The sequence below is a fragment of the Stenotrophomonas sp. GD03794 genome (genome assembly GCF_029842145.1).
GTDB classification, from domain to species: domain Bacteria; phylum Pseudomonadota; class Gammaproteobacteria; order Xanthomonadales; family Xanthomonadaceae; genus Stenotrophomonas; species Stenotrophomonas riyadhensis.
The window spans coordinates 25,066-44,023 of the sequence record NZ_JAOCFV010000040.1 but is presented as its reverse complement, the minus strand read 5'-3'; the positions used below and the strand labels follow the sequence as shown (position 1 = coordinate 44,023).

General features: G+C 65.5%; 13 protein-coding genes and 1 riboswitch. Of the genes, 10 read left to right on the top strand and 3 right to left on the bottom strand.

Features of this window, described 5'->3' with window-relative positions; genetic code table 11:
- Positions 1-112: 112 nt before the first annotated feature.
- A complete protein-coding gene (locus N5D91_RS17935) occupies positions 113-1,690 on the bottom strand; it encodes a BCCT family transporter (RefSeq protein WP_110713556.1) in 1,578 nt (525 codons plus the stop codon).
- A gap of 245 nt (positions 1,691-1,935) precedes the next feature.
- Positions 1,936-2,037: riboswitch (TPP riboswitch) on the top strand.
- Positions 2,038-2,119: 82 nt separating this feature from the next.
- Between N5D91_RS17935 and thiC the strand changes: the two genes are divergently transcribed.
- From thiC to N5D91_RS17905, 6 genes are all read left to right on the top strand, one after another.
- Positions 2,120-3,964 carry a phosphomethylpyrimidine synthase ThiC gene (thiC, locus tag N5D91_RS17930; RefSeq protein ID WP_180854341.1) on the top strand — a complete coding sequence of 615 codons (1,845 nt, stop codon included), beginning with the start codon at positions 2,120-2,122 and terminating at the stop codon, positions 3,962-3,964.
- 93 nt (positions 3,965-4,057) lie between these two features.
- On the top strand, positions 4,058-4,729 hold the full coding sequence (locus N5D91_RS17925) for an ion channel (RefSeq protein WP_110713554.1): 672 nt from the start codon (positions 4,058-4,060) through the stop codon (positions 4,727-4,729).
- A gap of 260 nt (positions 4,730-4,989) precedes the next feature.
- Entirely contained in the window at positions 4,990-7,314 is a 2,325-nt protein-coding gene (locus N5D91_RS17920) for a winged helix-turn-helix domain-containing protein (protein ID WP_110713552.1), read from the top strand.
- Between the two features lie 115 nt (positions 7,315-7,429).
- The gene (locus tag N5D91_RS17915; protein WP_110713550.1) at positions 7,430-8,329 is read left to right on the top strand and encodes a helix-turn-helix transcriptional regulator; all 900 of its coding nucleotides are present in this window, start codon (positions 7,430-7,432) and stop codon (positions 8,327-8,329) included.
- Between the two features lie 49 nt (positions 8,330-8,378).
- Positions 8,379-11,249, top strand: a complete 2,871-nt coding sequence (locus N5D91_RS17910; RefSeq protein ID WP_180854340.1) for a TonB-dependent receptor — start codon at positions 8,379-8,381, stop codon at positions 11,247-11,249.
- 170 nt (positions 11,250-11,419) lie between these two features.
- On the top strand, positions 11,420-11,629 hold the full coding sequence (locus N5D91_RS17905) for a hypothetical protein (protein ID WP_010483987.1): 210 nt from the start codon (positions 11,420-11,422) through the stop codon (positions 11,627-11,629).
- A 58-nt stretch (positions 11,630-11,687) separates the two neighbouring features.
- Here the strand turns inward: N5D91_RS17905 and N5D91_RS17900 are convergent, their stop codons facing one another.
- Positions 11,688-12,809 (bottom strand): HDOD domain-containing protein, encoded by a 1,122-nt coding sequence (locus tag N5D91_RS17900; RefSeq protein WP_110713547.1) that lies wholly within the window; start codon positions 12,807-12,809, stop codon positions 11,688-11,690.
- Between the two features lie 151 nt (positions 12,810-12,960).
- Positions 12,961-13,497: an inorganic diphosphatase gene (gene ppa, locus N5D91_RS17895; protein WP_005410935.1), complete on the bottom strand. Its 537-nt coding sequence runs from the start codon at positions 13,495-13,497 to the stop codon at positions 12,961-12,963.
- A 184-nt stretch (positions 13,498-13,681) separates the two neighbouring features.
- On the opposite strand from ppa, the gene N5D91_RS17890 reads away from it, so the two are divergent.
- The 4 genes from N5D91_RS17890 to N5D91_RS17875 all read left to right on the top strand — a co-directional run bounded on the left by N5D91_RS17890 (position 13,682) and on the right by N5D91_RS17875 (position 18,883).
- The gene (locus N5D91_RS17890; RefSeq protein ID WP_180854339.1) at positions 13,682-14,155 is read left to right on the top strand and encodes a hypothetical protein; all 474 of its coding nucleotides are present in this window, start codon (positions 13,682-13,684) and stop codon (positions 14,153-14,155) included.
- 72 nt (positions 14,156-14,227) lie between these two features.
- Complete coding sequence (locus N5D91_RS17885; protein ID WP_014038389.1) at positions 14,228-14,728, top strand: RNA polymerase sigma factor; 501 nt, start codon at positions 14,228-14,230, stop codon at positions 14,726-14,728.
- Between the two features lie 104 nt (positions 14,729-14,832).
- Positions 14,833-15,765, top strand: a complete 933-nt coding sequence (locus tag N5D91_RS17880; RefSeq protein ID WP_110713544.1) for a FecR domain-containing protein — start codon at positions 14,833-14,835, stop codon at positions 15,763-15,765.
- 199 nt (positions 15,766-15,964) lie between these two features.
- Positions 15,965-18,883 (top strand): TonB-dependent receptor, encoded by a 2,919-nt coding sequence (locus tag N5D91_RS17875; RefSeq protein ID WP_110713543.1) that lies wholly within the window; start codon positions 15,965-15,967, stop codon positions 18,881-18,883.
- Positions 18,884-18,958 lie beyond the last annotated feature (75 nt).

Here is an 18,958-nt window from a genome sequence, read left to right as displayed (position 1 = left end):
CCAGCCCACGCCGCCCCGCCAAACCAGCAGCAACCCAGAGCCGCTTGTGAAGTTGCTGTTGCAGTTGCCGTTGCTTGAGAAAAGCGGTGCAGCCGCAGGCTGCAAAACACCCTCAATCCTGATCGTGCGCGCGCGCCGCCTCCGCCTGGGTCTCCTCCTGCGCCGCCATCTCGCGTGCGATCCATGCATCGATCATGTGCCGCTGGCGCTGCGCTTGCCGCCGCTCGCGCGTGTACTCCTGGTCCAGCACCCGGTACAGCGACACCATCACCAGCACCATCAGCAGCGCGAATGGCAAGGCCGCGATGGTGATGACCCCCTGCAGCGCGTCCAGGCCACCGGCCAGCAGCAGCGCACCGGCGATCAACGCAACCCCCACGCCCCAGGCCAGCTTGCGCTTGGGCGGCGGATCGCCGGCTTCATCGGTGGACATGCTCGCCAGTACCAACACTGCGGAATCAGCCGAGGTCACGAAGAAAATCATCAGAAGCACCAGCGCGATGCACGACAGCAGCAACGGCAGCGGCATGCTGTCGAACATGGTGAACAGCACCGTTTCATAGCCATTACCCAGTGCCTGCAGTAGATCGGCCTGGCCGAAGATCTGCATCCAGATCGCCGTGCCGCCGAACACCGAGAACCAGAAGAAGCCGAGCAGCGTTGGTGCCAGCACCACGCCGATGACGAACTCGCGCACGCTGCGCCCGCGCGAGATGCGGGCGATGAACGAACCGACGAACGGTGCCCAGGAAATCCACCAGGCCCAGTAGAAGATCGTCCAGTCGGCCACCCAGGTGCTGGACGAGAACGGTGACATGCGCAGGCTCATCGTCACCAGCTGGTTCAGATACGAGCCCAGCGTGGTGGTAAAGGTGTTGAAGATCGCGCCGGTGGGGCCCAGCACCAGCACCAGCGCCAGCAGCAGAGCGGCCAGCGCCAGGTTGAAATTCGACAGCCACTTCACGCCACGCTCGACACCACTGAGCGTGGAGGCCATGTACAGCACGAACGCGACTGCGATGACGGTCAGTTGCAGCGGAACGCCTGCGTGCAGGCCGAACACACGCTCCATGCCGGCCGCGATCTGGATGGTGCCGAAGCCCAGCGTGGTGGCAACGCCAATCGCGGTGGCGACGACGGCGGCGATGTTGACCACGCGCCCGATCCAGCCGCGGTGATGGCGGCCGATGATCGGCTGCAGCATGTCGCTGACCAGGCCGCGGCCGTTGCGGTTGAACTGGAACCAGGCCATTGCCAGGCCGATCAGCGCATAGATGGCCCACGGGTGCAGGCCCCAGTGGAAGAACGCATAGCGCATTGAGGCGCGCGCGGCATCCATGCTTTCAGGTGCCAGCCCTTCCGGTGGCTTGCTGAAGTGCGAGATGGGTTCGGCGGCACCCCAGAACACCAGGCCGATGCCCATGCCGGCGGCGAACAGCATCGACATCCAGCTGGCGCGCGAGAATTCCGGTTCAGCGTCTTCGCCACCGATGCGCAGGTTGCCGAAACGACCGAAGGCCAGATACATCAGGAACACCAGCGCGAGGAACACGACCAGCAGGTACAGCCAGCCGATGCCGCGGATGAGTTCACCGAGGATGCTCTGCACCACGGCATTGAAGGGGCCCGGTGCAACACCGGCAAGCAGCACCAGAAGCAGAACCAGTGCGATGGAAACGCGAAACACCATGAAGGAGCTTCTCCGATCAAGGGATTGAGGGGAGCGAGCAGAGCTTGCTGCGAGGGGCCGGCGACATGCAGCACAGACCGGGCAGGGGCCGCGAAGGCGGCGAGGAAAACACCGGCCGCAGCGGCACGATGCGCGTGCACGTTACTGAACGCGATGTCACGGTTCTGTTAATGCCGATGGAGCAGCGCCACGCCATGCATGGATGAACGGCCATGAGCTGCAGTGCTTTCTATGCTCTAATGCACGCCAAGAAGCGGGGGTACCGCGGCCATGTGGCCACGGTTGAGACAGTCCCTTGGAACCTGATCCGGCTCATACCGGCGTAGGGAAGCTTTGCAATGCAGCCGTGCCCGGACTCCGCCCAAGGACCGTCCGTGCGCGGTCGCAGTGCGCCGCCGCTTCGTCCCTGACCTTCCTGGACGATGCCCGATGAACGCACAGCTCTCCGCCCTGCAGCAACAGGCCCAGCAACTCTCCGAATCCGTGACCCGGCCGATACCCGGTTCGCGCAAGATCCATGTGCCCGGTTCACGCCCGGATCTTCAGGTGCCGATGCGCGAGATCGCGCTGACCCGCACGCCGACGCTGTTCGGCGGTGAAGAGAATGCACCGGTCACGGTCTACGACACGTCGGGCCCGTATACCGATCCGGACGTGCGTATCGATCTGTCCGTCGGCCTGCCGACGCTGCGTCGTGGTTGGGTGGAGGAACGCGGTGATACCGAACAGCTCGACGGCCTCAGCTCGTCGTTCGGCCGCGACCGTGAGCATGATCCAAAGCTTGATGCAGTACGCTTCCCCGCGCGCAGCCTGCCACGGCGTGCACGCGCAGGCGCGAACGTCACCCAGATGCACTACGCGCGCCGCGGCATCATCACGCCGGAAATGGAATTCGTCGCCATCCGCGAAAACCAGCGACTGGACGCGATCCGCGATGCCGGCCTGCTGCAGCAGCACCCGGGCGAGGCGTTCGGGGCTTCGATCCAGAAGATCATCACACCGGAGTTCGTGCGTGAGGAGATCGCGCGCGGCCGCGCGGTGCTGCCCAACAACATCAACCATCCGGAAAGCGAGCCGATGATCATCGGCCGCAACTTCCTGACCAAGATCAACGCCAACATCGGCAACAGCGCCGTGTCTTCGGGTATTGCCGAGGAAGTGGAGAAGCTGGTGTGGGCGATCCGCTGGGGCGGTGACACGGTGATGGACCTGTCCACCGGCAAGCACATCCACGAAACCCGCGAGTGGATCATCCGCAATTCGCCGGTGGCGATCGGTACCGTGCCGATCTACCAGGCGCTGGAGAAGGTCGATGGCCGTGCCGAAGCACTCACCTGGGAGATCTTCCGCGACACGCTGATCGAGCAGGCCGAACAGGGCGTGGACTACTTCACCATCCACGCCGGCGTGCTGCTGCGCTATGTGCCGCTCACCGCCAAGCGGGTCACCGGCATCGTCAGCCGCGGTGGCTCGATCATGGCCAAGTGGTGCCTGGCGCACCACAAGGAGAATTTCCTCTACACGCACTTCGAAGAGATCTGCGAGATCATGAAGGCCTACGACGTGACCTTCTCGCTGGGTGACGGCCTGCGCCCGGGCTGCATCGCCGATGCCAACGACGCGGCGCAGTTCGGTGAGCTGGAAACGCTGGGTGAACTGACGAAGATCGCCTGGAAACACGATGTGCAGACCATGATCGAAGGCCCTGGCCACGTGCCGATGCAGCTGATCAAGGAAAACATGGACAAGCAGTTGCGCGAGTGCGGCGAAGCGCCGTTCTATACGCTGGGGCCGCTGACCACCGACATCGCACCGGGCTACGACCACATCACCAGTGCAATCGGTGCGGCGATGATCGGTTGGTTCGGTACGGCCATGCTCTGCTATGTGACGCCGAAGGAGCACCTCGGCCTGCCCAACCGCCAGGACGTGCGCGACGGCATCATGGCCTACCGCATCGCTGCGCATGCGGCCGACCTGGCCAAGGGCCACCCCGGTGCGCAGGTACGCGACAACGCGCTGAGCAAGGCGCGCTTCGAGTTCCGCTGGGAAGACCAGTTCCACCTTGGCCTGGATCCGGAGAAGGCCAAGGAGTTCCATGACGAGACCTTGCCGAAGGATGCGCACAAGCTGGCGCACTTCTGTTCGATGTGCGGCCCGCATTTCTGTTCGATGAAGATCACCCAGGACGTGCGCGACTACGCCGAGGCCGGCATGAAGGAGAAGTCGGAGGAGTTCCGCGCTGCGGGGGCCGAGGTCTACCACCAGGGATGATGCGGAAACGGGGGTGCCGGCCAGCGGCCGGCACTACCGCTCATCACGCCGCGCCCGGCTATGCTCCGCCCATTGCCCAGGGGAAAGGACGCCATGCCCGTTGCCATGACCACCCGTTGGCTGGCCATCGCCCGCCGCCATCCTTCGGCCTGGCTGCTCGCGGCCCAGTTGATCGCGGTGCTGCTGTATCCCGCACTCGATGACACCGCTGGCGGCCGTGCGGCGCTGGGCATGTTCGGCATGGCGGTGCTCGGCCTGGCGCTGTGGGTGGTCCAGCGCAGTCCGCTGGGTACGTGGCTGGCGCTGCTGCTGGCCATCCCCTCGGTGGTGTTCTCGCTGGCCGGCGCGCTGTTGGACCGCACCGGCCTGCTCACCACGGCGCAGCTGCTGGAGAGCCTGCTGTATTTCTATACGGCGGGGGCGTTGATCGCCTACATGCTGCAGGACCATAAGGTCACCCGCGACGAACTGTTCGCTGCGGGCGCGACCTTCACATTGCTGGCCTGGGCGTTCGCATTTGCGTTCGCCGTATGCCAGCAGTGGTATCCGGGCAGTTTCCACGGCACCGGCGGTGGCGATCAGCGCAGCTGGATGGAGCTGCTTTATCTGAGCTTCAGCTTGCTGTCCGGGGTGGGATTGAGCGACGTTGTACCACTGCATCCGCAGGCGCGTGCACTGGTCATGCTGGAGCAGTTTTCCGGCGTGATGTACGTAGCTTTGGTGGTTTCGCGACTGGTCGGACTGACCATGTTGAGGCGCATGTGAACATGAACGCCAGATAAAAATTTCGCGCCCCGAAGGGCGCGAATGGTGCTGCAGATTATGTGAATTCGTCGGCGAGAGAGAGCCTGGATGTCGACCACGCGATAGGCGAGGTAACCCGCATAGGCTAGTATTCGCCCGCTTCATTGTTTTTGCGGTATGCGCCGATGCTTTGTGCGGAGTCTGGCTTTTTGCTGTTCCCAGGACGGGAGGGTATCGAAGGCAAACGCTGCCCCGGACCTGTCTCTACTGTGTAGCGGAAAATGAACAGCAGTGAAAACCAGCCCCCCGGATTCGATCGGATCCGGATAGGAGAGTGCACTGTCACTCTGTCCTCGCGCGAAGTCGAGGTCGTCGGTGCGCGTCGCCCGCGTCGGCTGACGCCGAAGGCGCTGGGCGTGCTGCGTGTACTGCTGCGCCAGCCGGGGCGTGTTGTCACCCGCGACGAACTGTTCGCGGAAGTCTGGCCGGACACGCTGCCGACCAATGATGTGCTGACCCAGGCCGTCACCCAGCTGCGCAAGGCGTTCAGCAACGACGATGACAACGGCCAGGCCTACATCGAAACCATCGCCAAGACCGGCTATCGCCTGCTGGTACCGGTACAGGTGCTGGACGATGTCGAGTCGACACCGACAGGATCGTCCGACGACCACGCTGTGGATGTGCAACCCGCGCTGGCCGTCGGAGTGGCACCCGCAGTGCCTGGGCAGCCCTCACGCCACCGTTGGCGCCATGTTCGCCGGCGTGCGCTGCTGGCAGTGGGCGTGCTGCTCCTCGCTACCGTGGTGGTGCTGGCCGCGCTGTTGCTGCGCCGGACACCGGCTGGCAGCTCGCCCGTGGATGCGGCCGTTGAGAACGGCACGCGTGTGATCGGCAGTCCGCAGCGTCCCTATCGACTGATCACTGCGACCAGCGGTTTCGAAACCTATCCCACGCTCTCGCCCGATGGTTCGCTGGTGGCCTATGAAGGTGCCAACGAGGATGGGTTGGGGGGTGGTGCCATCAAGGTGCAGACTTCCGGCAATGCGCCGGCGCGGCAATTGCTGGCTCCGCCAGCGGGTTCGGTTGATCGCTTCCCGAGCTGGTCGCCGGATGGACGCGAGATTGCTTTTGCACGCTTCGGTGACAATGGCAGCTGCCAGGTGCTGATTGCCAGCGCGACCGGCGGCGCACTGCGCCAGGCCACGCGTTGCGATGGCACCGAACTGCTCAGTTTCGACTGGACGCCGGATGGTCGCGGCCTGGTGTTCGGCAGCATGGTGGGCCGCTATGCCCATCGCGGGATCCGGACGCTTGATCTGGCCAGCGGCCAATGGCAGGCACTGGACTACGCTGTCGATGCGGATGACTTCGACTATGCGCCCCGCTACTCGCCCGATGGCAACTGGCTGGTGTTCGTACGCAACCCACAGCTGGGCGACCTGTGGCGCATGCCGGCCACGGGGGGAACGCCCGAGCAGTTGACCAACGAGGCGGCGGAGTTGCGCGGTTGGGCCTGGCTGCATGATGGCCGCACGATCGTGTTCGGGCGGCGTGTCGACAGTGAAGTGCGTCTCTACTACCTGGATGTTGAAAGCCGCACGCTGCGCGACGCCGGGCTGGACGACGCGCAATGGCCGGCGACATCGCGTCGCGGTGGCATGTTGGCGTTCGTCCACCGGCGCGCGCAGTTCGGCATCTTCAAGGTACCGGTGGAGGGCCACTCGCCGCCCGTCCGCCTGTTCGCTTCCAGTGGCCGCGATGGTCAACCCATGGCGGCGCCGGATGGACGGCAACTGGTGTTCACGTCTGATCGTTCAGGCAGCTTCGCGCTGTGGTGGGCGGACATGGATCGTCCCGACTCGCTGCGACCGATCGAGGGATTGCGGCCGGAGGCGCGCCAGGCCCCGGACTGGTCAGCCGACAGCCGGCGATTGCTGGTGGTGGGGCGCGACGAGCATGGGCGCACGGTGGTCTACGAGATCGCGCCGCGTGATGAACGCCTGCAGCCACTGCCCGTGCCTTCGGAGCAGCCCCTGCAGGCGCTGTACGGAGCAACGCCCGACCAGTTGCTGGTGGTCGAACGCGATGACCAGCAACAGACCCGGCTGAGCCTGTTCGATCGCAGCGTTCAGCCGTGGCGTCGGCTGGCCAGCATCGATGGCGTGTCGCAGGCCCGGTTCGACCGCAGCAGCGGACGGGTCCTGTTCACGCGGTTGGCGGCCGGAGGACTGTGGTCGGTGGACGCCGGGTTGGCCGCGGACAGCGTGCAGCAGATCAGTGATGACCGACCCAGCCGTTGGCGGTACCGGGCCTGGACCGTGGCCGGCAACAGCGCGATTGGTTACCTCGGCACGTCCACCACCTGTGGCACCACGCTGGTGCGGATCCAGGCCGGACGCGAGGAGCCGGAACGCTGCCTGGACGCGGAACGGCTCAGCGCTGGCAATGGGCTGAGCGCCAGCGCCGATGGGCGCTCGCTGTTTGTCGCGATGGCGGTCAGCGACGGTGCCGACATTGGTGTGATGCGCTTGCCCGAACGCTCGCCAGCGCTGCTGCCGGCATTCTCCAAGTTGTTGTTGTTCAAAGGAAATGGGCCTTCGTAAGTTTTTCGTCTGGACCTCGTCGCGAATTCGTGGCGATCTCGTCTGACTTTCCTGACGCGGTGCCGCCTGATTTGGCAAAACGGAGTCCTGTACTAGGCAAATCCGTGGTGCCCCCATGCGTCAACTCTCGCTGGCCGATCGCGGCCAATCCGTCTCTCTGGACCGGTCGCTCGATGATGCTGCGCCGACTTGCCTGGGCGTGGCCCGGCTGGGCAGCCTGCAGACCGCCGGCAGCAGCTTCACTGTCTGGATGCAGGTGCGTGGAAGCTCCTGGGTGGAAGCCAAGGAAGGACGCTTCCGCTTGCGCCAGGGCGAGTGGATCGCCTTCGAGAAGGAATCGCGGCCGCTGGTGCAGGCCGGCCGAAACGGGCTGTGCGTCGGCCTGAACCTGAACGCCGAAGCGCTGCGCGTGCTGGCCGAGATGGCCGACTGTGGCCTGTATGCAGGTCGTGGCCGCATGAACCGTGGCGATGCCCGCGTTGCGTTGCGCCTGTGGCGCGACGCGCTGGCCAGCGGGCAGCCGGCACAGGCCCTGCGGCCGTTGCTGTTGCACCTGGCAGGCCTGCAGCGTGGGCTGGCCGACAACGTACAGCGTTGCCCGGGCCGTTCGCGCAGCCGCAAGCGCCAGGTGTTCGGCCGCATGCAGCGTGCCCGCCTGTACCTGGAAGGCAACAGCCACCGCGTGGTGCGCATCGGTGAACTGGCCGAGCTGACCAATTTCTCCAGCTGGTATCTCTCCAAGACCTTCCAGAGCCTCTACGAAGAAAGCCCGCAGTCGCTCTCCGCACGCCTGCGCCTTGAGCGCGCCGCCGACCTGCTGCGTGACACCGACATGATGGTCGGCGAGGTCGCTGCGGCCAGTGGTTTCGACAACTGCTGCAGCTTCGCGCGTGCGTTCCGTGCCCGCTACGGCCAGTCGGCCTCGCGCTTCAGGGAGAACGGCGGCTTGCTGCCGCCACAATCTGCAAAGTCTCCGGTTGGTTCGCGCAAATACAGCGCTGCAACGCAATCGTAACGTGCTGGGGTGTTTTAACACGCTGCTAACACGTACCTTGGAGAGATTGATGAACGTTCGTAATCCCGCAGTGCGGTTCGGCTTGCTGCCGGCCGGCATCGCGCTGGCGCTGGCGCCGGCCTTTGCTTCGGCTCAGGAAGCAAAGGGCACCACCGACCTGGACCGCATTTCGGTCACCGGCTCGCGTATCCGTGGCGCTGCAGTCGAAACCCAGCAGCCGGTCGTTACCCTCAGCCGTGAGAACCTGGAAAAGCAGGGCTACACCTCGGTTGCCGACGTCCTGCAGAACCTGACCTCGGCCGGTTCCCCGGCCATCTCGCGTTCGGAATCGCTGGCTTCCGGCGAAAACGTCGGCGGCTACTACGTCGACATCCGCAACCTGGGCGCCCAGCGCACTCTGGTGCTGATGAATGGCAAGCGCCTGGGCGCGACCACTTCGGGTTACCAGGATCTGAGCCAGATCCCGATGTCGGCCATCGAGCGCATCGAAATCCTGAAGGATGGCGCCTCCGCCATCTACGGTTCGGACGCGATCGCCGCCGTGGTCAACGTGATCACCCGCAAGCGCTTTGACGGTGCTGAAGCCAGTGTCTATGTCGGCCAGTACGGCAAGGGCGACGGCGACACCACCACCTATTCGTTCACCCTCGGCAGCGAAGGCGAGCGCGGTGGTGTGACGCTGGCCGCCGAGTACTCCAAGCAGGACCCGGTGTGGGCCAAGGACCGCTGGTTCAGCCGTGACGGCAACGCCGGCCCGAACTACCCGGGTTCGGGTGCCAGCCCGATCAACCAGAAGGGTGGCTTCTGCGACCCGTGCGTGACCCCCGACCTGAAGAAGGGTGAGCCCGGCTACATCGGTCCGAACGACCAGCGCTGGTACACCCTGCGCGATGGCGGCGACCCGACCAAGCGTTCGGACTACCGTCTGGAAACCAGTGCTGACGCCGTCAATGCCAACGAGCAGATGATGGTGCAGACCGGCATCGAGCGTAAGTCGCTGTACGTCAACGGCAACTACGACTTCACCGACTCGATCGCGTTCAATGCGGACGTGATCTACAACGAGCGCACCACCAACCAGCAGATCGCCGGTTACCCGTACCAGTCGGCTTCGTTCGATACCCCGCTGTCGAAGGACAGCGCGTTCAACCCGACCGATCAGGACCTCACCTTCCGTCGCCGTCTGTGGGAAATGCCGCGTACCACCGAAAGCAAGCTGAAGACCCTGCGCTTTGCGCCGAGCGTCAGCGGCTTCTTCGAGTTCGCCGGCAGGACTTTCGACTGGGACGTCGGTGCGCTGTGGAACCGCAACGAATCGACCAAGACCGGTCACGGCGACATGAGCCTGATCGCCTCGCGCAAGGCGCTGGGTGCTTCGTTCGTTGGTCCGGACGGCGTGGCCCGTTGCGGCACCAGCATGGCTGACCCGCTGGCCACCAGCAATTGCCGTCCGTGGAACCCGCTGCTGCCGTACGGCGTGGCAGGCAATGGCTCGCTGGCTGACCCGGCTGCCCAGTCGTTCCTGTTCCCGTACTTCACCGACACCGGTTTGACCAAGACCACCAGCTTCACCGCCAACCTGTCCGGTTCGATCGTGACCCTGCCGGCCGGTGATCTGGGCTTCGCCGTGGGCGTGGAGCACCGCAAGGAAGAAGGCCGCTTCTCGCCGGACGCCTTCGCACAGTCGGGTGAGTCCACCGGTCTGGGCAAGCAGACCACCCAGGGTGACTACTCGCTGGATGAAGTCTACCTGGAGCTGAACGTGCCGGTCCTCGCCGACATGCCGTTCGCCAAGGAGCTGACCCTGAATGCTGCGACCCGTTACTCGGATTACAGCAACTTCGGCAACACCCTGAATTCCAAGTTCGGCTTCACCTGGCGCCCGCTGGACGAGCTGCTGGTCCGTGGCACCTGGGCTGAAGGCTTCCGCGCCCCGACCATCGATGATCTGTACGGTGGCCTGAGCAGCAGCTTCGAGTCCTACACCGATCCCTGCGGCGTCACCGCTCCGGGCTCGGTCAATGGCAACGGCGCTTGTTCCTCGCGTGGTGTGCCGGTGGGTTACACGCAGTTGGGTCAGGGCCTTGTTCCCTGCACCTCGACCCCGTGCGCTACCCCGGACCAGTTCATTTCCGGTTCCAACTCCGCACTGAAGCCGGAAACCTCCAAGAGCACCACCGTGGGTGTGGTGTGGAGCCCGCGTTGGGTGCAGGGTCTGGACATCTCGCTGGACTGGTACAAGTACGAAATCAGCGACATGATCATCGCCGACAGCGTCGATCGTATCCTGCGCGACTGCTACGTGCTGGGTGATTCGGCCCGTTGCGCCGGTCACACCCGTGCTGGCGATGGCCACATCTCCGCGATGACCTATGGTTTGGCCAACCTGGGCCAGATGGAGACCCAAGGCTACGATCTGGGTATCAAGTACCGCCTGCCGGAACTGGCGATCGGCCAGTTCAACATCGATTGGCAGACCAGCTATCTGTCCAAGTACGACGAGCAGGGCCAGAATGCTGATGGCAACAACATCACCATCGGCCGTGTCGGCGAAGCCGGCCTGTTCCGTCTGCGCTCGAACGTCGGTGTTACCTGGTCGAAGGGTGACTTCGGTGTGTCCTACATGGCGCGTTACTACTCGGGCATGAACGAAGCCTGCGTGGCCAACCGTCCCTGCGACGTCGCCGACCGTTATCAGAACGGCGAGAAGTCGCCGCTGCGCAAGACGGGCTCGAACACCTTCCACGACCTGCAGGTCAGCTGGAAGGCGCCGTGGGATGCCACGATCGCCCTGGGTGCCAACAACGTGTTTGACCACAAGGGTCCGATCATGTTCACCCAGCCGAACTCGAGCTTCGCCTATTACGGCGGCTTCGACGTCGGTCGCTTCCTGTACATGAAGTACACCCAGCGCTTCTGATCGTTCGAAGTGCGATAGCAGTACCGGGAGGGCGGACCGAAAGGTCCGCCCTCTTTTTTTGTAGGGAAATTCCGAAACATGTTGGAAGGTGAGTGGAGTCTCATTCCTGTCATGTCGTATTCAACACAGTTGACGGGTCCACTCACGGACGCCTGCACATGGAGAGAGAGATGAAGAGCACGCTGTTGCACAAGCTGTCTGCCGCTGCACTGATCTATGCGACGCTGGTCGGTGCGGTGTTTGCCCAGACCGGGGGCGTCTGTGGTGGCGGGCTGTACTGCGAGGAGCTGCGTCAGGAATGCCTGGCCGCAGGCAAGTCGAAGGTTCTGTGCGATCTGCAGTATCGTCACTGCGTGCAGGACGCCTGCGGCGCGCGCTGATGCAAAAAAGGGCGCGCCGTCAGGCGCGCCCCTTGAGTCTTCCTGGCATGCAGGGGGCTCAGGCGTCGCTGGGTACCAGTCCCATCAACGCATTGGCATGCTCCCGCCACTGCGGCAGCCTGTTGAGTACACCCGCGCGTTGCAGGTAGTCCTCATCCACCGGATCGCCGTTGACCAGCGCCAGCGCCACATGCACCGCTCCGGTCACCCAGAAGCTGCGCGTATTGGCGCGTTGCGGCTGCAGGTGGAACGCCACCGCTTCGATGATGGGCATCGGCAGGCCCCACAGGCCGAGAAGATAAGCGCCGGCTTCCGCGTGGCCCGGGCGCGTGTCACCGGCCAGCGTCGGCTCGCTGCGTTCGTTGCGTACGCCGGGCAGCAGCAGGCCGATGTCGGCCAGCAGTGCGGCGGTCGCGCCCAGTTCGGCACTGGATTCGGGCAGCAGGCGCGCGGCCAGGCGCGAAGCGAGCAGGGCGCGCTGCTGCAGCGAATTGCGTTCGGCGGTGGACAGCGTGGGTGCGGAAAACACCTCGCTGGCCAGCACCAGGTCGCGCAGTGTCGACAGGCCCAGGCGGGTCACTGCCGTGCGCAGGTCGGCGATGGTGCGTCCCTGGCTGAAGAACGCCGAGTTCGACAGCTGCAGCACCTTGGCGGCAATGGCCGGGTCGGCCGCCACCAGCTTGGCGACGTCGGCGCTGTCGGCGTCGTCGTCATGCTCCAGCGCCTGGGTCAGGCTCAGGTACAGGTGCGGCGGCGAAGGCAGTTTCTCGATACGGCCGATGGCATCGCGCAGGCGTGGGCTGTCCAGTACTTCGCGCAGCTCTTCCAGGCTGGTCAGCGCTTCCAGCAGCACTTCCGGTGCCAGTGGCAACGGCAGGAAACGGTGAGCGACACCGATCAGGCGTGCCGGCGGCGGCCGGTTGCCATGCTGGGCATCCACCAGCGCAATGCGGATGGTTTCCGGGCGCAACGTCCGGATCTGGCCCAGCAGCGTGGTGGCATTGAGGTCCGGCAGCTGCGGGCAGACGATCACCGCATCCACACCCTGCGTAGCCACCGCGGTCATCGCGGTCTGGCCATCAGTGGCGGTCAGCGGCTGCCAGTCTTCCCCAAGATCGGCAATGAATTCGGTCAGCTCGGCCGGCAGGCTGGCTGCATCCCCAACAAGCAGAATACGCACGACACATTCCCCTGGCTGTCTCGACGATGGATGTCGATGACGTGTGAAGTGACGCAATTTACCTAATACGGCGGCACGTGTGATGTGCCGTCGTCGTGAAACGTGACCCGCATCGCTCCGGCAGGGCCTGCCGGAGCAATCCGGTTCAGGCTCAGGCCTTGCTGTCGAGATGGCGCTGGTGCGCCTCGATCAGGATCTGCTTGGCCTCAGCGGCGCCGCCCCAACCGTCCAGCTTGACCCACTTGCCCTTCTCCAGGTCCTTGTAGTGCTCGAAGAAGTGGCCGATGCGCTCCAGCCAGTGGCTGGACACCTGGGCGATGTCTTCGACGTGGGCATAGCCACTGAAGATCTTCGAGACCGGCACGGCCAGGATCTTCTCGTCGCTGCCTGCCTCATCGCTCATCTTCAGCACGCCGACCGGACGGCAGCGCACGACCGAGCCCGGCACCAGCGGCAGCGGCAGCACCACCAGCACGTCGGCCGGATCGCCGTCGCCGCACAGGGTGCTCGGCACGTAGCCGTAGTTGCAGGGGTAGCGCATCGGGGTGGACAGGATGCGGTCGACGAAGATCGCGCCGGTTTCCTTGTCCACTTCGTACTTCACCGGCTCCGAGTCCTTCGGGATCTCGATGATGACGTTGATTTCTTCCGGCGGGTTCTTGCCGGGCGAGACGAGTTCCAGACCCATGGTCGTGCTCCAGGTGGGGGATATAGACGGATAGCCCCCCATTTTATGCCTTTGCCGGGCGCTGTGCAGGGGAGGGTGCCGACAGTACGGCACGGCGGCCGCCCACACGTGCTGGTGGGGTTGCCCGATGGGGACGTCGGGACGCCGGGTGCAGGCTGGAACCCTCATCCCAAGGAGCTCCCGCATGAAAGCATCTGCCCTGCCGTTCGGCCTGAGCTGCGCGCTGCTGATGGCGCCGCCGGTACAGGCATTCCCCTATGTCGACCTGATCGACTACCCGCACCAGGAGGCCAACTGGGACCGCTTTTTTGCTCTGGAAGGCCGTTTGCAGCATGGCTTCGACGCGATCTGTGGCGACACCTTCTGCGAGGGCGAATACAGCGACATCCGGGCGCTGCGCCTGCGCTGTTCGGTGGATGCGGTGCGGGGAACCATCCATGAGTGCCTGTGGGCATTCGCCGCCAGCGATCTGGAGGTGTCCCGCAGCGATGGCGCGATCGTGGCCCGGCAACCGACCTGGCTGTGCCGCTTGCCGCTGGTGACGGGAACCCCGGTGGAAGCCTTCCATGCCGCGCTGGTCGCGCGCAATCCCCTGCATGACCCGCTGCCGGGGACCTCGCAGAGCGTCTATGACGGACTGACCGGGTGCATCCATTGATGCGAACGTGACTGATTCTCATTAACGGAGTAGCATGCGCGGCGCCTTCCGTCTGTCGTCCCGGTTCCGCGCATGTCCTCCAATGCCGCCTCCCTCACCGAACTGCTGATCCGCGAGCGGCCCGCGCTGCTGCGCCGGGTGCAACGCATCCTGGGGGGCGACAACGGCGCCGAAGACGTGATCCAGGCGGTGTGGTTCAAGGCGCGCGGGGTCGACGACAGCCAGGCCATCGACAACCCGCGCGCCTATCTGTACCGGCTGGCCGCCAACCTGGCCACCGACCATGGCCGCGAATCGACCCGGCGCAACCGTCTGCTGGCCGACCACTACCTGTGGGGGCCGGACGAGGTGATCTCGACCGAGGAGCAGGCGATGGCACAGGACGAGCTGCAGCGGGTGCTCGACGCGGCGGGACACCTGCCGGAGCCGACCCGCACCATCTTCCGGCTCAACCGCCTGCAGGGCCTGACCCAGGCCGAGATCGCACGCCGTCTGGGTGTGTCGGTGACTACCGTCGAGAACCATGTGCGCACCGCGCTGCAACGCCTGGCCTGGGCGCGCAGCGGCCGATGAACGCCCCGGCTTGGGGCTGGCCCTCGCTGAAACGTCTTGATCACTGGACCGTGGATGCGGTCTAGTTCCTCCGCCCGCGCTTGAATGCGCCTGTCCGCCAGCCGATGAGCCCGCCGAACACGCTGCCCGCCGCCAATGACGATGCCCTGGCCGAACAGGCCCGGAGCTGGATCGCGTGGCTGGCCTCGGGTGACATCGGCGAGGGGCGCATGCACGAGTTCGAGCACTGGCTGGCACAGCCGGGGCACCGCCGCGCCTTCGAGCACGAGCGCGCGCTGTGGCGCAGCGTCGGACCACGCCCGCAGGCCCAGCCCGTCGAACGCCGGCGCCCGCATCGAATGCGCTGGGCAATGGCCGCTGCAGCTGCGTTGGCGATGCTGGTGGCATGGCCGGAGGCCTGGTTGCGGCTGCAGGCTGACCATCGCAGTACGCATGTCGTGCAGAGCGTGAATCTGCCCGATGGCAGTCGCGCCGTGCTGGATGCGGACAGTGCGATTGCTGTGCGTTTCGATGCACATGCGCGCGAGATCGAGCTGCTGCGCGGGCGGGCCTGGTTCGAGGTCAGCCCGGATGCGCAGCGACGTTTCAGCGTGCGCGCTGGCAATGGCCTGGTCGAAGACATTTCCACTGCCTTCAGCGTGGCACGCAGCGATGGCCGGGTGGAAACCCAGGTCGGGCAGGGCAGGGTGCGTGTGGCCAGCCCGGTCGACGGTGGCTGGACCTACCTGCAGGTGGGACAGCGTGCGGTCTATGGCGAGCACAGCGGCGTGACGCGTCTGCAGGATGTGGTGGCCGACAGTGTCGGCGCGTGGCGGCAGGGCGAACTGCTGCTGGAGCAGGCCAGCGTCGCCGACGCCGTGCAGTGGGTCGGGCGCTATCGCGCTGGCCCGACCTTCGTGCGTGGCGATCTGTCGCAGCTGCCGGCTGTCAGTGCGGCGTTGCGCATTGATCGCCCGGAGCAGGCGCTGGATGCGTTGGCGGCAACAGCAGGTCTTCGGGTTACTCGTCTGCCATTCGGCGTCGCCATCGTGCAGTAGATCCACGCCATGCGTGGATGACCGTCCCTGTGCCGCCCAGCGGTCGGCACCTGCCGCGGCCGCAAATCGCTCTTGGGGTTGCCACGCTGTCATCCGTCTTACTCCGTGAACGTACCCGCCGCCGCCAGTACGTCGCCGTGTCCGCCCGTGTTGCGGATGTCGCCGCGCCCGCGGCACCGATTACCTGACAGGTTCCCCCATGTTCGATCTCCATCGTCCGGGCCGCATGCCGCGCCCGTCCCGCCTGTGCATCGCCCTGCTGGCGGCCGGCCTGGCCAGCGCCGCGCCGTCCGTACTCGCGCAGGATGCAAGCGGTGACCACGCTGCCGTGCAGCGCTTCGATATCCCCGCGCAGCCACTGGACGAGGCGCTGCGCAGCTACATGCGCCAGTCCGGCGTGCAGGTCGTGTACCCGGCCACCCTGGCCCGGGGTGTGACCTCGCGTGCGGTCAGCGGCAGCCTGTCGGCCAGCGAGGCTTTGCAGCACCTGCTGCAGGGCAGTGGCCTGGCGGTGCGCCGGGTCAGTGCCGATGCGGTGACCCTGGAAGCAGCAGCATCGGCGCAGGCCGACAGCGGTGTGATCGTCACCGATACGCTGAGCGTGGCCGGCGACCGTATCGACAGCGGCGCAACCAGCGACGAGGCGCGGCTGCTCGACGGCTATCGCAGCGTCGGCTCCACCACCAGGCTCAACCGCACGCACCTGGAGCGATTCCGCGGTACGTCCAACGGCGACATCGTCAAGGGCGTGGCTGGCGTCACCGCCGGTGATCCGCGCGTGGGCAACGGCTTCGACGTCAACATCCGTGGCATCCAGGGCCAGGGCCGCGTGCCGGTGATCATCGACGGTGGCCAGTCCAGCATCGATACCTACCGTGGTTATGCCGGCCAGTCGCAGCGCACCTACCTCGACCCGGACCTGATCTCCAGCCTGACCATCACCAAAGGCCCGAGCCTGCAGGCCAACGCCTCCGGTGGCATCGGCGGCGTGGTCGAGATGGAGACGCTGAAGATCGGTGACGTGCTGCGCGAAGGCCGGGATTTCGGCGTGCGCGTGCGTGGCGGCCTGGCCAACAACAGCGCCAACAACCTGCCTTCCTACAGTGCCGCGCCGCGCAACGATCGCAGCGCCACCGGCAGCCAGTTCTTCAACGTCGCCGCTGCGGGACACTGGGATCGCTTCGATCTGGTCGCCGCCTACGCCTACCGCGACAATGGCAACTACTTCTCCGGCAAGCACGGCTACGACGACTTCCCGCAGACCCGGCGCACACTGGCGCCGCTGAACCCGCCGCGTACCGAGGTCTTCAATACCTCGGCCCGCTCGAAGTCGGCGCTGCTCAAGGGCACCTGGCGCATCGACGATGCACAGACCCTGGAAGCGGGCTACCGCCGCTACGAGGGCACCGCCGGCGAGATCATGGCCTCGCAGATCATCCGCGTCGATCGTGACCGCATTCCGCAATGGGATCCGGGCCACGTCGACATGGACAGCTACACCCTGCGCTATCGCTTCAACCCGGACAGCGAGCTGGTCGACCTGCGCGTCAATGCCGCGTACACCGACACCGACAGCGTGATGTACAACAGCCTGACCGGCATCACCCCGTGGTATTTCGATCGTCGTACCGAGTGGTACGACGCGCCCAGCTTCAGTGGCGACCCCGGTTACAAGGATGCCTACCGCAATCCGCTGCGGCAGAAGCGCTTCGGCCTGGATGCCAGCAATACCTCGAAGTTCGATACCCGCGCCGGTGCATTCACCCTCGACTACGGCCTGTCCTACAGCGATGAGGACATCGCACCGGGCAGCTCGGGGCCGGTCATGCACGATGACCTGATCAACAACCGCTTCCTGCGCAACGCCGAGCGCAAGGAATACAGCGCCGTGGCCTCGCTGAAGTGGCAGCCCGATGAGCACTGGGAACTGCTGGCCGGCGGCCGCTGGAACCGCGTGGACGTGCACGACCGCAACCGCCTGGCCACGCCCGATGCCTACGAGGTGCAGGGCCAGTACCGCTACACCGAGCTGCTCAATGGCAACCCGGCGCTGCCGTCGTGGCGGGCCAAGCGCATCGCGCTGCTGAACTGGTATCCGGACGCCAACGGCAACTTCACCCAGGAATCGCTGCTGGCTTCACCGTACAAGAAGGGCACGGTGGGCGACATCGGTGGCTGGAACTTCTACGACGCCGGCAAGGCGCAGGACCTGGAAGTGCCGGTCAGCTGGACCTGGTCGCAGCCGATCCGTCGCCGCGACACCGCGTTCTCGCCGACCGCCAGCGTGGCCTACCGCTTCAGCGAAGACACCATGGTCTACGTGAAGTACGCCGAAGGCACCAAGCTGCCGAGCCTGTTCGAGACCACGCTGGGTCTGTTCACCGCCGCCAAGCCGGTGGGCGAGCTGAAGCCGGAGCGTGCGCGCAGCTGGGAGATCGGTGCCAGCACCATCCGCTATGACCTGTTCACCGCCGGCGACCGCCTGGCGCTGAAGCTGGCGTACTTCGATACCCGCATCGACGACCTGATCACCCGCGACTACCGCACGCTGTCGGCTGGCCTGATCCGCAACGTCGACCAGTTCAAGGTCTCGGGCATGGAGTTCCAGTCCAGCTATGACAGCGGCAAGGTTTTCGCCGACCTGTCCGCGCACTACTACTTCAAGGCCAAGACCTGCGCGCCGGACATCGCCGCCGAGCGCCGTGCCTATGGTGCGCAGCGCAGGAACGATGAGCTGGCCAACACGCCCAACTGCGTGGACGGCGGCTTCGAGGGCTCGTACACCAATACCCAGAACCCGCCGCGCTACATGGTCAACCTGACCCTGGGCTCGCGCCTGTTCGACGAGCGCCTGACCTTCGGCACCCGCGTGGTCCACAACGCCGGCCCGATCAGCAAGCTGGACAAGGACTGGAACGTGGGCCTGTCGGCGATCCAGCAGCTGTACCGGCCGACCACCCTGGTCGACCTGTTCGCCAGCTGGAGCTTCAACGACCAGCTGTCGGTGGAAGCCGGCGTGGACAACCTGACCGACCGCTACTACCTGGACCCGCTTGCCCTGGGCGTGATGCCGGCCCCGGGCCGTACCGCGCGGTTGGCGTTGACCTGGAAGTACTGATCGGTCGCGGATGAGTGGTGGGGTCGGATCCCTTTCCTGCGGAAAGGGCTCTGACCCCAGCGAGCCTGCGTAGCC

Bases quoted from the DNA above. Each gene is read 5' to 3' on its own strand.
- N5D91_RS17925 (WP_110713554.1), top strand. From the start codon at position 4,058: ATGCCCGTTGCCATGACCACCCGTTGGCTGGCCATCGCCCGCCGCCAT.
- N5D91_RS17880 (WP_110713544.1), top strand. From the start codon at position 14,833: ATGAGCCCGCCGAACACGCTGCCCGCCGCCAATGACGATGCCCTGGCC.
- N5D91_RS17885 (WP_014038389.1), top strand. From the start codon at position 14,228: ATGTCCTCCAATGCCGCCTCCCTCACCGAACTGCTGATCCGCGAGCGG.
- N5D91_RS17910 (WP_180854340.1), top strand. From the start codon at position 8,379: ATGAACGTTCGTAATCCCGCAGTGCGGTTCGGCTTGCTGCCGGCCGGC.
- thiC (WP_180854341.1), top strand. From the start codon at position 2,120: ATGAACGCACAGCTCTCCGCCCTGCAGCAACAGGCCCAGCAACTCTCC.
- N5D91_RS17905 (WP_010483987.1), top strand. From the start codon at position 11,420: ATGAAGAGCACGCTGTTGCACAAGCTGTCTGCCGCTGCACTGATCTAT.
- ppa (WP_005410935.1), bottom strand. From the start codon at position 13,497: ATGGGTCTGGAACTCGTCTCGCCCGGCAAGAACCCGCCGGAAGAAATC.
- N5D91_RS17875 (WP_110713543.1), top strand. From the start codon at position 15,965: ATGTTCGATCTCCATCGTCCGGGCCGCATGCCGCGCCCGTCCCGCCTG.
- N5D91_RS17920 (WP_110713552.1), top strand. From the start codon at position 4,990: ATGAACAGCAGTGAAAACCAGCCCCCCGGATTCGATCGGATCCGGATA.
- N5D91_RS17890 (WP_180854339.1), top strand. From the start codon at position 13,682: ATGAAAGCATCTGCCCTGCCGTTCGGCCTGAGCTGCGCGCTGCTGATG.
- N5D91_RS17915 (WP_110713550.1), top strand. From the start codon at position 7,430: ATGCGTCAACTCTCGCTGGCCGATCGCGGCCAATCCGTCTCTCTGGAC.
- N5D91_RS17935 (WP_110713556.1), bottom strand. From the start codon at position 1,690: ATGGTGTTTCGCGTTTCCATCGCACTGGTTCTGCTTCTGGTGCTGCTT.